The organism is Cronobacter sp. HA18006 (genome assembly GCF_011605445.1).
Classification (GTDB): domain Bacteria; phylum Pseudomonadota; class Gammaproteobacteria; order Enterobacterales; family Enterobacteriaceae; genus Cronobacter; species Cronobacter sakazakii.
On record NZ_JAANQB010000020.1, the window covers coordinates 273554 to 286455 of the forward strand.

The 12902-nt window shown below is 52.8% G+C and carries 17 protein-coding genes, 1 tRNA gene and 2 pseudogenes; 6 read left to right on the plus strand and 14 right to left on the minus strand.

The window, feature by feature from the left end; all coding sequences use genetic code 11:
- The first annotated feature begins 12 nt into the window (after positions 1-12).
- Positions 13-741: an SDR family oxidoreductase gene (locus tag G9X48_RS10360; protein ID WP_105629525.1), complete on the plus strand. Its 729-nt coding sequence runs from the start codon at positions 13-15 to the stop codon at positions 739-741.
- Positions 742-924: 183 nt separating this feature from the next.
- Here the strand turns inward: G9X48_RS10360 and G9X48_RS10365 are convergent, their stop codons facing one another.
- The gene (locus G9X48_RS10365) at positions 925-1434 is read right to left on the minus strand and encodes an AraC family transcriptional regulator (protein WP_007865408.1); all 510 of its coding nucleotides are present in this window, start codon (positions 1432-1434) and stop codon (positions 925-927) included.
- Positions 1435-1790: 356 nt separating this feature from the next.
- On the opposite strand from G9X48_RS10365, the gene G9X48_RS10370 reads away from it, so the two are divergent.
- The 4 genes from G9X48_RS10370 (at position 1791) to G9X48_RS10385 (ending at position 4399) form a co-directional block, all read left to right on the plus strand.
- Positions 1791-2183, plus strand: coding sequence for a nuclear transport factor 2 family protein (locus tag G9X48_RS10370; protein ID WP_097564422.1), 393 nt, complete (start codon positions 1791-1793; stop codon positions 2181-2183).
- Positions 2184-2255: 72 nt separating this feature from the next.
- Positions 2256-2942, plus strand: a complete 687-nt coding sequence (locus G9X48_RS10375) for a hypothetical protein (RefSeq protein WP_097641181.1) — start codon at positions 2256-2258, stop codon at positions 2940-2942.
- 200 nt (positions 2943-3142) lie between these two features.
- Positions 3143-3961, plus strand: a complete 819-nt coding sequence (locus tag G9X48_RS10380; protein ID WP_166499928.1) for an AraC family transcriptional regulator — start codon at positions 3143-3145, stop codon at positions 3959-3961.
- Between the two features lie 75 nt (positions 3962-4036).
- Positions 4037-4399, plus strand: coding sequence for a cupin domain-containing protein (locus G9X48_RS10385; RefSeq protein WP_097641179.1), 363 nt, complete (start codon positions 4037-4039; stop codon positions 4397-4399).
- A 393-nt stretch (positions 4400-4792) separates the two neighbouring features.
- Here G9X48_RS10385 and G9X48_RS10390 read toward each other — a convergent pair whose 3' ends face one another.
- The 12 genes and pseudogenes from G9X48_RS10390 to G9X48_RS10445 form a co-directional block, all read right to left on the minus strand.
- A complete protein-coding gene (locus G9X48_RS10390) occupies positions 4793-6058 on the minus strand; it encodes a Y-family DNA polymerase (protein ID WP_014728471.1) in 1266 nt (421 codons plus the stop codon).
- Between the two features lie 59 nt (positions 6059-6117).
- On the minus strand, positions 6118-7356 hold the full coding sequence (locus tag G9X48_RS10395) for a glycosyltransferase (protein ID WP_243760751.1): 1239 nt from the start codon (positions 7354-7356) through the stop codon (positions 6118-6120).
- 20 nt (positions 7357-7376) lie between these two features.
- The gene (locus tag G9X48_RS10400) at positions 7377-7604 is read right to left on the minus strand and encodes a hypothetical protein (RefSeq protein WP_007851404.1); all 228 of its coding nucleotides are present in this window, start codon (positions 7602-7604) and stop codon (positions 7377-7379) included.
- Positions 7605-7779: 175 nt separating this feature from the next.
- Positions 7780-8163, minus strand: coding sequence for a hypothetical protein (locus G9X48_RS10405; RefSeq protein ID WP_105629523.1), 384 nt, complete (start codon positions 8161-8163; stop codon positions 7780-7782).
- Positions 8164-8943: a hypothetical protein gene (locus tag G9X48_RS10410; protein WP_105629522.1), complete on the minus strand. Its 780-nt coding sequence runs from the start codon at positions 8941-8943 to the stop codon at positions 8164-8166. It lies immediately after the preceding gene.
- Between the two features lie 202 nt (positions 8944-9145).
- Positions 9146-9574: a hypothetical protein gene (locus G9X48_RS10415; protein ID WP_105629521.1), complete on the minus strand. Its 429-nt coding sequence runs from the start codon at positions 9572-9574 to the stop codon at positions 9146-9148.
- 23 nt (positions 9575-9597) lie between these two features.
- Positions 9598-10068: a lysis protein gene (locus G9X48_RS10420; protein WP_239981923.1), complete on the minus strand. Its 471-nt coding sequence runs from the start codon at positions 10066-10068 to the stop codon at positions 9598-9600.
- Positions 10068-10691 (minus strand): glycoside hydrolase family 19 protein, encoded by a 624-nt coding sequence (locus tag G9X48_RS10425; RefSeq protein ID WP_084999917.1) that lies wholly within the window; start codon positions 10689-10691, stop codon positions 10068-10070. The genes G9X48_RS10420 and G9X48_RS10425 overlap by 1 nt, the downstream gene beginning before the upstream one ends.
- On the minus strand, positions 10688-10972 hold the full coding sequence (locus G9X48_RS10430) for a phage holin family protein (RefSeq protein WP_029591902.1): 285 nt from the start codon (positions 10970-10972) through the stop codon (positions 10688-10690). The genes G9X48_RS10425 and G9X48_RS10430 overlap by 4 nt, the downstream gene beginning before the upstream one ends.
- A complete protein-coding gene (locus G9X48_RS10435) occupies positions 10959-11339 on the minus strand; it encodes a phage holin family protein (protein WP_007747946.1) in 381 nt (126 codons plus the stop codon). Before G9X48_RS10435 ends, G9X48_RS10430 begins: the two co-directional genes overlap by 14 nt.
- A 92-nt stretch (positions 11340-11431) precedes the next feature.
- The gene (locus G9X48_RS21470) at positions 11432-11701 is read right to left on the minus strand and encodes a hypothetical protein (protein WP_032970507.1); all 270 of its coding nucleotides are present in this window, start codon (positions 11699-11701) and stop codon (positions 11432-11434) included.
- Positions 11702-11930: 229 nt separating this feature from the next.
- Positions 11931-12101, minus strand: a pseudogene (locus tag G9X48_RS10445) (antitermination protein); the annotation flags it as partial.
- A 4-nt stretch (positions 12102-12105) separates the two neighbouring features.
- On the opposite strand from G9X48_RS10445, the pseudogene G9X48_RS10450 reads away from it, so the two are divergent.
- Positions 12106-12714: pseudogene (locus G9X48_RS10450) on the plus strand (site-specific integrase); the annotation flags it as partial.
- A gap of 15 nt (positions 12715-12729) precedes the next feature.
- Here G9X48_RS10450 and G9X48_RS10455 read toward each other — a convergent pair.
- Positions 12730-12806: transfer RNA gene (locus G9X48_RS10455), tRNA-Arg, on the minus strand.
- Positions 12807-12902 lie beyond the last annotated feature (96 nt).

Sequence of the window (12902 nt, forward strand, 5' to 3'; positions counted from 1 at the left end):
TCTGGAGTAGCCATGTTGAAACTTGAAGGAAAGACCGTCCTGGTGACAGGCGGCAACAGCGGTATCGGGCTTGCTATCGCGCGCCGTTTTGTGCAGGAAGGCGCGCATGTGTTTATCACCGCCCGACGCGAAGCGCAGCTCGCCGATGCAGTGGCTGACATCGGCGGTCAGATCGACGCCATTCCCTGCGACCTCACAAAGACCGACGACCTCACCCGCCTTTTTGACACCATTCAGACAAAAGCCGGACGCCTCGATATTCTGGTCTATTCCTCCGGCGTCTCCGAGCCAGCGAGCCTTGAAGAGACCACGGAGGAGCATCTCGACCACGCTTTTGGCCTCAACGTGCGTGCTATGGTGTTAACGACGCAGCGCGCGGTCCGGCATATGAACGATGGTGGAGCCATCGTGTTGCTCGGCTCGATCGCAGGCTCCATGGCCAATGCCGGTTATGGCACCTATTCTGCCACTAAAGCCGCGGTGCGCTCCTATGCCCGCACGTGGAACGCGGAGCTTACGCCGCGCGGCATCAGGGTGAATACGCTAAGTCCCGGCTCCACGGATACGCCGATGTTTGACAAAGTGAGCGATGAGTTCAGGCAAATGATGAACGCGCGCATCCCGGCCGGGCGCTTAGGCCACCCCGACGAAGTGGCCGCCGCCGCCCTGTTCCTTGCCTCGGACGAAAGCACGTATATCAGCGGCGCGGAGCTGGTTATTGATGGCGGAATGACGGCGTAAACGGCATTCGTTGAGGTACCGCGCGCCGGTGGCAGAAAAACCGGCGCGCGTATCTCCGGATGCGCTGTCATCACTCACCAGTGACGCCTGCGTTAGCGGCATCTTTATACGCAAGCGGTGTCTGGGATTAGCGAAGCACGGGCGTAAGAGTGGCTCAAGGTTGTTTGTTCAGGCCGCCAGAAATCAAATCTGATACCGGCCAGGCGTCGTGCCAAACACCCGGCGAAATAAGGCAATAAACGTGCTGACATTGTCGTAACCCAAATCCAGCGCAACCGCAGTGACAGGTTTACCCGCCGCCAGAAGTTCGAGCGCTTTTAGCAACCGCACGCGCTGTCGCCACTGCGTAAAGCTGAATCCGGTTTCGGCACTGAATCGTCTCGTCAGCGTGCGTGAGGATAGCCCGGCCCATGCGGCCCACTCCTCCAGTCTGCGAGCGTCATCTGGCCTGGCTGAAAGCGCCCGCGCGATCCTGATAAGGCGCGCATCCTGCGGCATGGGCAGCCCGAGGTTAACCTGGGGCAGTGACGCTATCTCATCAAGAATGACGCCAGCGAGCCGTTGCTGCGATGCTGTAAGATGATTTTCCTTCCAGGTTGCCGCGCGTGTCACCGCCTCTCTTAACAGGCCGGAAAGGGTGAGAATACAGGGGGCATCGGGTAAGGCATCGCAGGCCGCCGCCGCGATATACACATTCCATCCTGAATAAGGGCCATGTGAACATAAACCGTGTGGCGTTGCCGGAGGTATCCAGACCGCATGCGTTGCAGGCACCACCCAACGGGCATTCCCGGCATCAACCGTCAGCAGGCCCTGTTCGGCGCCAAGGAGCTGTCCACGCGCGTGCTGATGCAGGGGCGTTTCCCGTATCGCCCCCGATCGGCGCAACACGGCCATTAACACGGGTCCGTCTGTCGATGAAGCAAGGGATAAGGGGATTAGCGAATCAGTCATCCGTGGCGTCAAAAGATTATCAGATGTCTTTTATAGCGTACTGAAGCCACCCTCCTCAACGGTAAACTGCCTGCAAACCACACAGAGGAACTCCCATGCAAACTTTTACCATTGATACCGTTCTGAATGCCCTGCTTAACCAGCAGGAACGCCCGCTTGAAGACGTGCTTGATAGTTACTTTAGCCCTGACTACCGGCAGCGCACCGATGGTGCCTGGGACGACCGTCAGGGGTTCGCTCATCATGCACGTAAACTGAGGGAACTCATTTCGTTCGCCAGCATCGATGTGCTTGATGAACTGCGCGACGGGAGACGCTACGCCACCCGGCACCGTGTTCAGTGTACAAAGCGCGACGGAGAAGAGGTGGTGATGGAGGTCTATATGTTCGCCGAAACCGACGACAAGGGACGCTTCACCCGCATTGAGGAAACGACGCTACTACTTAAGGGTAAAGCGCACGATCGCGATTTAGGCAGCGCGCGATAAAGGCGGCGAATCTGATAGCAATACGTTTCATAATAAATACCCTGTATTAACCCCCATGCTATAAGGTCAGCCATGAATACTATAAACCTGCAAGAGATGTACCGTACCGCGAACGAAAATACTCTCGCGATCTGGTCGAAAAACGCAGGCATCGGGGAAATCAGAAAAGAAAACTACTACGATCCGGTAAAGCTCGCGCTCGCCACTGGCATACAACCGACCGTGCCCGTGAAGGTTTCACGCCTGCTGTGCGAACTACAACAGCTCACACAGGATGATCCGCTTGCCGATATTCTTCCCGCACACGGTTTACATTTTACTTTCTTACCCCTGACGCTACCGCTCTATAACATAAACGAGCCATTGCCAGCCAACGTGGAGCAATTGACCACGCTCTGGACTCAGTTTGATGCGAAAAAAATTATTATCAGAAATCTTCAGTTAGTGGCGCTGCCCGGTCAGTTACTGCTGGCGGGCATTCCTGAAAACCCGGCGATAGCCCTGCGTCAGTCATTCTGCGAAAAGGTGCTGGAAACTGACTGGAAAAATGAGTTACTGCGGCGTCATCACGGCAGCGCGTTACCCGCGCCATTCTGGCACAGCACGCTTCTGCGCTATAACGCCGCGTTTTTACCCGCCACGCTACGTCAATTTTTTCTTAAGCGTCAGGACATGGATTTCGGCGATGTCACCGGCGAATTGATATTAGCGAAGGTTAACTACAACTGGACACAATGTTATCCATTAAGGATTTACTGAGGCGAGGTGATGATATCTCAAAGGCTGGTTTTTCTTTCAGGCCATGCAGGAGCAGAGTAAAGGCCAGAGTATTTAACGCGTACACTGCATTCAACACGGCTTGCTGATGATTTATCTTCTTGCGGCTTATTTAATTCTTTCAAAAATGCCTCTCATCCGTTTATGGTAAATATCCATTCCCGGTGAAAATAAGGTTACCTATGCCTGGCGAAAAAGAGAATAAAGACTGGGTCAAACTCGCACAAACGCCGGGAAAAATAGAACGCATTGAAGCCTATTTCAGTGGACATGGCTATGAACCACATCGGCATGATACCTATGCCATCGGCAGAACATTATCCGGCGTGCAGCGCTTTCATTATCGGGACGGTAAAAAGCACAGCCTGCCCGGTGGGACGATGGTCTTACATCCGGACGAAATTCATGATGGCGAAGCGGGGACAACCGAAGGCTTTCAGTATCGGATGTTGTATATCGATCCTGCATTAATTCAGAAAATCCTCGGTGGAAAACCCTTGCCCTTTATTCCAGGTGGGATCTCATCCGATCCCCGGCTTTATGCGGCGACGGAACCTCTGTTAAAAGCCCCTGAAGAATCTTTTGATGCACTGGAAGAAGAGGATGCGCTCTATGATCTTGCCCGGACGATGGCGAGTATCGGAGGGCAGCGTTTTCGCCGGTGTCTGGTGGATTACCGTTCTGCGGAAAGCGCACGCGAATATATTCAAACAGAATTTACCCAAAATATTACGCTGGAGACGTTATCCGCCGTCAGTGGCAAAGATCGCTGGAGCCTGAGCCGGGATTTCCGGGCGCTTTATGGCACGAGTCCTTATCGATATGTGACGATGCGCCGCCTTGAATATTGTCGGCGGCAGATTCAGGCAGGGTTGACGCTGGCTGAAGCCGCGACGGAAGCCGGGTTTTCCCATCAAAGCCATATGACTCGCCAGTTTATTAAAACGTTTGGTCTCTCGCCGGGACGCTGGCAAAAATTTATACAAAACAGCCAGCGCTAAGTTGCACGATCGTTCAAGACCATTGCTGTAGCCTTACTCTATCCTCGATGCTTCTCAACCACAGGGAGCATGACAATGTATTATCCCATTAATCTTGAACAGAAATTTTCTCTCTTCGATACGTACTGGCAGCCGAAAGTCATCGCCCAAATGAATGACTACCAGTTCAAGGTAGTGAAAATCGAAGGCGATTTTATATGGCACTCGCATCCTGAAACCGACGAAGCATTTATTGTAATTGAAGGCGTATTACGGATTGATTTTCGGGACGGCCACGTGTTCGTCGGCCCGGGTGAAATGTACGTTGTACCCAAAGGCATCGAGCATAAAACCTCTGCTGAGGCGGCGGTAAAAATGATGATGATCGAACCCTGCGGGGTGCTCAATACCGGGCACGAAGGAGGAGCGCGCACCGCAGAGAACGATGTCTGGATCTAACGAGGAAAGATATCAAACCAGCCGACGGGCTGGTTTGAAAGCGTAACAGCGGTTCTGTCATCTGCCGCGCCATAACCAAACGCTCTTTGCGCACACGCGTGGATATGAAAACCCCTTTTGACGTTAACGTCCCAAGTCTGTCCCACATGGAAAAACAGGAGGCAAAAGGTAAAGAGTAAATGACTGAATAATCATGGCGCGCCCTGCAGGACTCGAACCTGCGACCCACGGCTTAGAAGAACGTAGGTCTATTTTTAACGCATTGTAAATACACTGTTTTTCCGCGTTCGCATCGCTCACTGTGTCGTAAAGTGTCGTTATTTGTCATTCTGGAACTGCTCTTGGCGGCCAGTCACGACACATTTACGACACAAAAGCGACACAGCTTTTTCCCTAATTAGCTCGTACAACTGGCACATCTGCAAGCCGTGTCGTATAGCACGGTGACAGCATTTCCCGCTTCATCTGCCACGACTGCTGGATACCCTGCCCCGCAAAATACAGGGTTCCCCGGCCCTGCTGGTTCAATTTGTCCATCAGTGACATCAGCGCCTCGCTGTTCGCGCGCGGCGCGTTCTCGTCAAACAGATTCAGCTGCGCCACGCCCTGGCTGAAAAAGTCACCCAGCATAACGCCCGCTTTCTGGTACCGGTGGCCGTCGCGCCAGACCGCATCGAGGCAGCACGTCGCCGCGGCAATTATGTCGCGCGTGTCCTGTGTGGGCGTCAGCAGCTTAGTCCCGGCGTGGTTGCCGTAATACGGTTCAGCAGAGAACGGCGACGTTTTCACGAACACCGAAATGTACCGGCAGAACTGATGTTCGCCGCGGAGCTTCTCCGCCGCGCGCGCCGCATAGCTGCAGATAGCCTGGCGCATCGCTTCATAGTCGGTGATTCGCTCCCCGAATGACCGGCTGCAGACGATTTCCTGTTTCGCCGGGGCAAACTCCTCGATTTCCAGACAGGGTTCGCCGCGCAACTCGCGCACGGTGCGCTCCAGCACGACGTTAAAATGTTTGCGGATAAAGCGGATGTCGGTATCGCATAGCTGCAGTGCATTTTTAATACTCATTGCCTCCAGCTTTCTGGCAATACGCCGACCGACGCCCCAGACTTCCTCCACCGGCATCAGCGCCATCAGCCGCCGCTGGCGCGCCTGGTTTGAAAGGTCCACCACCCCGCCTGTCTGCGGCCACTCTTTGGCCGCGCGGTTAGCGAGTTTAGCCAGCGTCTTTGTCTGGGCGATACCGACACCACAATGGATCCGGGTGTTGCGCCGGACGGTGTCGCGTATCTCCCGGCCAAAATCAGCCAGGTCCCTGCAGTTCCGCACTCCCGTCAGGTCGCAGAAAGCCTCATCGATGCTGTATATCTCAACGCGCGGACACATTTCCTCAAGCGTCGTCATCACCCGCTGGCTCATATCACCGTAAAGTTCATAGTTGCTGGAAAAGGCAATGATCCGCTGAGGGAACTGCATCTCGCGCAACTGGAACCAGGGCATGCCCATTTTTATGCCAAGCGCTTTGGCTTCGCGGCTGCGCGCTATCACGCAGCCGTCGTTATTGGAAAGCGCCACGATCGGCTGACCGACAAGATCGGGACGGAATGCCGTCTCGCAGCTCGTGTAAAACGAGTTCATATCAACCAGCGCGAACATTGCGGTGCAGGGTATTTATAACGCAAATGACAACGCCGACGATTTCGAGGTCGTCGGCGTCATAAACAGCAATAGGCGGGTAATCCGGCGTTCAGCATAGTGTCACTGGCATACTGCTTCAGGAATGACTGATATACGCGCTCAGGATGATTTTTGATGGCCCATTCATCGGAATAAGTCTTCGGCTCAGAACCGACATAAACCTTACCGGGCTGCATTTCTTCCCACGGTGCGCGAAGCATCTCGACATCAGTGCCATCTGTACACCAGACGAACCGATATTCAGGATGGTCACGGAGGTGCTGCCAGATATGCAGCCAGCGCCGGAAGTAGATATTCATCTTTACGTCAGGAACACGGCACAGTTCAACGTCTGCCGGGGCGGTCTGCAATTCATCCACCAGCGCGATACGTATACACTCCCGAAGCGAGGCCGCCCATTTGACCAGCATGTCAGGCGAGGCAGCAATTTTGGTGCCTCGCTGCGGATCTGGCTGACTGGTAAGCAGAGTAGTGATGACCACGTCACGCTGTCGCCGGTAGTCAACGTAACCAGTAAACCCGTTATCACGGCGCTCGTTGTGGATCTTCACGTTACGTTCCACCAGCGCTACCCGGTCCGGTTTAGGTACCGAACGCTCAATGGCTTCATGTTCATCGAGGGAATGAATCAGCTTTTCAGAACCAACAACATCGGCATAGGCCCATGTGGTCAGTCCCGCGTTATGAATGCGCAGGGCTAAATCGCTGTGCTCGTACATCCCGCGCCCGTAAATGGGGTCGAATCCGCCAACCTTTTCAATAGCGCTGTGGTGGTAGTAGAGCATCACGCCGCGCTGCCCGGTGTAGGCGATGTGGTTATCATCGCGGTACAGGACGGAGAGGTCATTCAGCTTGCGCGGGCCCGCCAGATCGAGAAACTGATAAGCCAGATGCGGCTCCGGTGATTCGATGTAAGGTAGATGCCATTCATCGGCAATCGGCCAGGCATCATCGTCCCACAGGAAAAGATGTTCGCAACCAGCATCCATCAGCGCTTCAAGGCTGGCGTTCTTCGATGCCACGATACCAAGAGAGGTTTCATGCCGGATTAAGCGAATGCCGTCAGGCACCACAGCGGCAGGACTGGAACCATCATCCACCACAACCACCAGCGCGCCGGCGGGCAAATGCTTCAGATGTTGCTCAATGGCTTGCTTCAGAACGTCAGGACGGTTGTGCGTGGTTATTGCGATGCCGATGCGGGATTGCTGCTGACTGGCGGGCACATACTGAACGCCGTCAATAGTGACCTGCATAACTTCTCCTGTGGGGGGGGTTATTGGCGCTTAATGGTGACTTTTCCGTAAAGCGTTTGTTGCTTAACCACGCCGTTCTCCGCCGTCATGTATCCGCGCTCATCGGGTACTGCTGCAATCACCTCGTCTTTTTCATCATCAGCAGTGAATACATGCTTAACTTCAACGCCATCGATATAGACTTTATATCGCTCCTGAGCGGGATTAATTTTCCTGCCAGGATCGTCATCTAAAACGGTCAGTCTCATTTAAATTTCCTTTTAGACGTGAGCCTGTCGCACGGCAAAGCCGCCGAAAGCAATCGGTTTGTCCAGGCTCACAGCTGAAAGACTTTCTTAGATGTACGCGTGCGAAGCGCATAAAAAAGCCCCGCGGATGCGAGGCTTTATAAAAAAAGAAACTGACTATATTTGGATAGATTTATTAATTACTTTTCATTTCTTGGCAAATCTTAAAGAGCTTTTCAGCAAAAAAAATGGCTTCTTTTGCCATACTTATATCCACACTTTCACCAAGATAATAGTCTGCTTTATGCCTTTTCCCTTTCTGTTGTTCCAACAAGGCTGCTAAAGCACGAAGCTTACCTGCATCAAAAGGCTCATCACCACGACAGGCACTTCCACGTAAGTATTTTATCAAACCATCATGTGGACTTTGCACAAAGCTTGGAACCGCTGTCATGGTGTCTCGGGCTTCATGATACATAGCATAGTAAGCACGGCTTATACTATTACGGCAAGAAATCTCATCACCGGATGATATAATATTTTTAGCAAAGTCAAGGAAATTCTGACTATTTACAGCCATTTATGCTTCCTTATTTACTCGTTCTGATTTATCGCACTCAAACCACGCAGTAAGGCGAGACTCTTGAAGCTCATCTTTATCAGCTATCGCCATCGCCAGATCAAAATTCATCTCAGCGATTTTTTCGGGATCTACAACGTCGGTAATCGCGACAAGAGCGGCCGTTCCGTCACTAGCCATAGGATAGTAATAGAAGTTAGCAGCGTAGCTTTTGTATTGTTCCAGAATTTCCATAACAGTCTTAGAAAGCTCTTTCAGCTCCGCTTCAGAAGCGCCGGACGCATCCTGAGCCGCTACGATGTTAGCAGCCCATTTTTCTCCAACCATCCGAAACTCCTCTGCTAGCTTCTCATTGTTCATCTGCCCTGCGCCAATCTTTGCTTTGGCTTTGCATTCTTTCGCATTACCAGAAAGATAAAGCATAGGGATGCACTTCTGGATTACTTCCGCATCGAATGGAAACTCACTCACTAAGCGTAGGCATAGATCCATATAAACGCTTAATTTTCTAATACGAAACAGATATGCAGCGTAACCAATGCCGATCACAGCGCTATGAAAATCTGAAAAGTACTTTTTGAACTGCGTTTCTGCTGCTTCTCGGTCACCCTTAGCTGCTGTAACCAGAGCCTGCACAACGATTCTAAAGTATGGAGAATCAATGTTTTTGGCCTGACGCATCTTATGTGCAGCTTCCATCTCACCGAGAGTGTCACCTTTTTCAAGGAGATCTAACAAATCGCTTGCTAGTTGTTCGGTTATTGGTGCTGTCTGGGCCATAAAAAATCCAAGCTAAAGAAAGTTGGGCGATTATACATTGTCATTCTTTGACTAGTATATCCCTTTTAATGCCTTCTACATCACAAAGCATTGTGCCAAGCTGTCCCCTGCTTTAGTTGTTCTAATGTAGCAGAATGTTTAGGTTGTTGTGCAGCGGAGAGAACATCATCAGGCGCTCTGCTGTGAAAGCGCCTTGTGATGCTTACGCCTGCATGGGTTGCGTTAGCTCTTCATACTTATCCCGCCCGATTGCAATAACGAAACGGAAGAGAAGAGCGATTAGCGCGTAACTTACGGCAGTAAAGACCCAGCCCGTGTAAGCCAGCAGGCCGACAATAAGCACCAGACATAGCCAGTTAATGCATTTGCGGAAGAACCCGACCCGCTTATAAGTATCCTTAAGCAGATCCAGCCCCTTCTTTCGCTTCTCGGGGTCTTTCTCTTCACCCAGGGCAAGGACACCGATGTAAGCCAAAGCCGCGATAAAGATAGCCAGGATGATCACCACCCAATAAGATGCCGCTGCGATACCTGCCAGAGAGTTTCTGCCCACCCAGGCCGAGTACGCAAGCAGGGAAATCAGGCCCCATGACACCAGTTCACCGACAGCCTTAAATAAAAACTTCTTCATTTGTTCACCTGTAAAAAGGTTCGTTACTTCAGGCACTGCTCGCGCACATACGCTTGCAGGCCTGTTAGTTGTTTGGTGACGGTGGCGATTCCGTCCCTGAGACTGAAATAATTCTGCTCAGCATCCCCTGTAAGTCGGGGGGCGGCGCCATCATCCATGCTGGTGGAGCTGGTGGAGTCTGTCGAACCTGGGCAGGTTGCTTTGAGCTGCAACCGCTTACGCCCAGCAGCAATATCACCACGCAGCAGATTAATTTCGGCTTTGGCATCTGCCAGTTCTCCGGTGTATTTCGCATCAAGCGCCGCTACGTCACGCTGTCTCGTCTGCATGTCGATTATCGTGTCGTTCGCCAGCTTCAGGTTATGCTCGGCGGCGTCGGCGCGCTGCGTTTCATCTTCCGCTTTGCCGTAGAAGTGGAAGGCTGCCAGCGCGAGCGCCAGCATTACCACCAGCAGCACGAGAGGTTTCCACCAGGCCCGGAGCATAGTCAACATCACAGCACCTTACGCGCTTTCGCGAAGCGTTCGCGCCGGTCGTCCAGCCCGTTCTGCCCGCCATTGATGATCTGCGTTACGCGAATAACGTCGCCCGGATACTTCAGACAGCCTTTGCTGGCGTAGAACCATGCCGCCGAGCGGGCCGCGTGAATGTCTTCAGACAGCAGCTCAGGCGTGCTAACCAGGTCAAGCTTCAGCGCCGCGCCACAGTCGCGGTAATTCGCCAGGCCAGTAATCTGAATCAGGCCGCGCCCGCGGTAGTTCCAGCCGTCGCCGGGTCCGTTATTGCCGAGGCGCTTGCTGTAAACCAGATTCGCAATGGCGCGCTGGCGCTCCAGAGGCAGTGCCTTTTCATACGTCTTGCGGCCAAGCATATTCGCCTGGTCCTGTGTAAGCCGCCCGGATCTGACGAAATCCGCCAGGCCTGCGACGCTGTAATTCATGCTCTCCACAAGCCGGGTAAATCCCGTCGATTCGTGGCCTACCTGCGCGATAAACATCGCCTGGTCAACCGGTGAAATAATGCGGAATTCACGCATCGCTGCGTCAATATGCGGAAACCAGCGCGCAGCTAACCCGGCGCTAAGACCAGCCGCCTTCTGAAATTGTTGTTGGTTCATTCTGGCCTCAGTACCTGGAACAGACGCGCCACATTACCCCGGGCACGGAACACCGCGGCGCAGATGATTAAGTTGATGATGACCGACGCCCAGTGAACGTGGGCGTAGAAGTCGAAGAAGTAGCGGAACGGGACGGAGGCATAAGCAAGAATAATCAGGTATGCCAGCCATGATGCCCACCAGCGATGGCGGGCGCCGGGCTTACGGAACAGCATCAGGCGCAGCACAATGGCTGAACACGTCGCTACGTTGGTAAGCACCAGCGGATCACTTATTACCATTGGCCCCTCCTCTCCACCGCTGGAACCACTGCGCGGGGTCTTGCTGGCTGGCGAACGTCAGGATTTTAATCGTCAGCGCAGAGAGGATAACGGCCCCCAGTGCATCAAGCGGCTTGTCGCTGTATTCCGTCCAGCTGGCAAGTTTGGAGCCCACCAGCCCGGCACCGTAAACGCCAGCGATGTACGAAACAACGAAATAGGCTGCGCGCCGGATCAGGGTCAGGTCTGCCGCGGTGGCAACATAAAAGACCGCGCCGGCAAACGCGCCAAAAATTACGCCATAATCTGTGCCGGTCAGCAGTCCATAGATACTTGCACCAGTAAGCGCAGCACCTGCTGCGACAGTTCCTGAAACCGGATCGGACATGTATCCCCCTCTATTGCTGTGCATCCTCTCTGAGCGAGGGGAAATGAAAAAGGCCGCCCGCAGGCAGCCAGTTTGAGTTTTGCTTTATTTGTTCAGTGAAGGTTCAGGACAGAGATCGGGTAACGGAATTCTTTCCGTTTATTATCCACACATACAACGCGAACATGTCGGTTACATATAAACCACGTTTCATCCCGATCATTAGCCAGTATGTAATATGCATCTGACGTTTCAGATGGGTTAAAACAACCCAGCACCCGATAAGCCGTTTCCATATTAAACCCGCTCTTTAACGGCATTGGTGTGGGTCCGTTATCGAGTTCCTGAATCCTGATATAAAGACCTTGTTCAATCCACAGCATAGGCATCCTTATCTCACGAGTACCTTTACAGCGTAGGTACCTGCGTACAGGTTTGCCATGACACTTTGGAAATTTATTACCAGTTAAAGGAACAGACAGGTCATATAAAAAACCCGCTGCAGCGAGCGGGTTCTGAACGGTGGATACACAACGCCCATCGTTAGAAAAATCCTACCCAATTTTTTTGAATTTAGCAAGCATCAAGTCGCTAAAATGTTTAATCAGGCTTCTAACGTGTGACTTCTCGCAGCATTTTTTCCGCGAATGTTTCTTCCTGCCAGCATTTCGTCACCAGCAGGTTAATGACGTCAGCAAACCCGCTGTACCACTGGTAATCGGTCATATCAGGCACCAGAACCTGCACCTGACGGCGCGCCAGAGTGGTGGGAAGACGTGCAAACCCTTTAACCCGTGAAGAAGCTGCAAGGCTGATCGAGTGCATGCCGGAAAGCTTCAGGCCGGTGGTGATTTTTGCGCTGGCTACCGGCCTGCGCCGCTCCAACATCCTTGATCTGGAGTGGCAACAGGTCGATATGAACAGAAGAGTTGCATGGATAAATCCGGAGAACGCGAAGGCGGGCAAGGCTATCGGCGTCGCTCTGAATGATACCGCATGCAAAGTGCTAAGGGATCAGATTGGAAAACATCAGCGCTATGTCTTTGTGCATACCCGACCGGGCTTTTGCCCTGATGGTAGCGTTAAAGCACCGGGACGGAAAATGCGCGTGGATGATTCCCGCGCCTGGCAACTGGGATTAAAGCGGGCAGGCATTGAAAACTTCCGCTTTCATGATCTGCGCCATACATGGGCAAGCTGGCTTATTCAGTCGGGCGTTCCACTTTCCGTGCTGCAGGAAATGGGCGGCTGGGAGAGCATCGAAATGGTTCGCCGTTATGCGCACCTGGCACCAAACCACCTGACCGAGCATGCACGCAAAATTGATGAGATTTTTGGTAACAACGACACAAATACGACACAGGAGGGTAATCAGGCTGGGCTCAAGATAGCGTAACTAACTGATCTAAAATGGCGCGCCCTGCAGGACTCGAACCTGCGACCCACGGCTTAGAAGGCCGTTGCTCTATCCAGCTGAGCTAAGGGCGCCTCGTGAAGAGGCGTTTCACGTTTTCTCTGCCGGTAGCAGTGTGAAACGCCTGGAATTATACGGTCAGTACCAGGTGAGTCAATGGCTTTCGAACC

Excerpts from the sequence above, each read along its gene's own strand:
- G9X48_RS10430 (WP_029591902.1), bottom strand. The coding sequence starts at position 10,972 with ATGGTAATAAGTGATCCGCTGGTGCTTACCAACGTAGCGACGTGTTCA.
- G9X48_RS10395 (WP_243760751.1), bottom strand. The coding sequence starts at position 7,356 with ATGCAGGTCACTATTGACGGCGTTCAGTATGTGCCCGCCAGTCAGCAG.
- G9X48_RS10400 (WP_007851404.1), bottom strand. The coding sequence starts at position 7,604 with ATGAGACTGACCGTTTTAGATGACGATCCTGGCAGGAAAATTAATCCC.
- G9X48_RS10385 (WP_097641179.1), top strand. The coding sequence starts at position 4,037 with ATGTATTATCCCATTAATCTTGAACAGAAATTTTCTCTCTTCGATACG.
- G9X48_RS10360 (WP_105629525.1), top strand. The coding sequence starts at position 13 with ATGTTGAAACTTGAAGGAAAGACCGTCCTGGTGACAGGCGGCAACAGC.
- G9X48_RS10370 (WP_097564422.1), top strand. The coding sequence starts at position 1,791 with ATGCAAACTTTTACCATTGATACCGTTCTGAATGCCCTGCTTAACCAG.
- G9X48_RS10380 (WP_166499928.1), top strand. The coding sequence starts at position 3,143 with ATGCCTGGCGAAAAAGAGAATAAAGACTGGGTCAAACTCGCACAAACG.
- G9X48_RS10415 (WP_105629521.1), bottom strand. The coding sequence starts at position 9,574 with ATGAAGAAGTTTTTATTTAAGGCTGTCGGTGAACTGGTGTCATGGGGC.
- G9X48_RS10425 (WP_084999917.1), bottom strand. The coding sequence starts at position 10,691 with ATGAACCAACAACAATTTCAGAAGGCGGCTGGTCTTAGCGCCGGGTTA.
- G9X48_RS10435 (WP_007747946.1), bottom strand. The coding sequence starts at position 11,339 with ATGTCCGATCCGGTTTCAGGAACTGTCGCAGCAGGTGCTGCGCTTACT.
- G9X48_RS21470 (WP_032970507.1), bottom strand. The coding sequence starts at position 11,701 with ATGCTGTGGATTGAACAAGGTCTTTATATCAGGATTCAGGAACTCGAT.
- G9X48_RS10405 (WP_105629523.1), bottom strand. The coding sequence starts at position 8,163 with ATGGCTGTAAATAGTCAGAATTTCCTTGACTTTGCTAAAAATATTATA.
- G9X48_RS10390 (WP_014728471.1), bottom strand. The coding sequence starts at position 6,058 with ATGTTCGCGCTGGTTGATATGAACTCGTTTTACACGAGCTGCGAGACG.
- G9X48_RS10420 (WP_239981923.1), bottom strand. The coding sequence starts at position 10,068 with ATGTTGACTATGCTCCGGGCCTGGTGGAAACCTCTCGTGCTGCTGGTG.
- G9X48_RS10410 (WP_105629522.1), bottom strand. The coding sequence starts at position 8,943 with ATGGCCCAGACAGCACCAATAACCGAACAACTAGCAAGCGATTTGTTA.
- G9X48_RS10375 (WP_097641181.1), top strand. The coding sequence starts at position 2,256 with ATGAATACTATAAACCTGCAAGAGATGTACCGTACCGCGAACGAAAAT.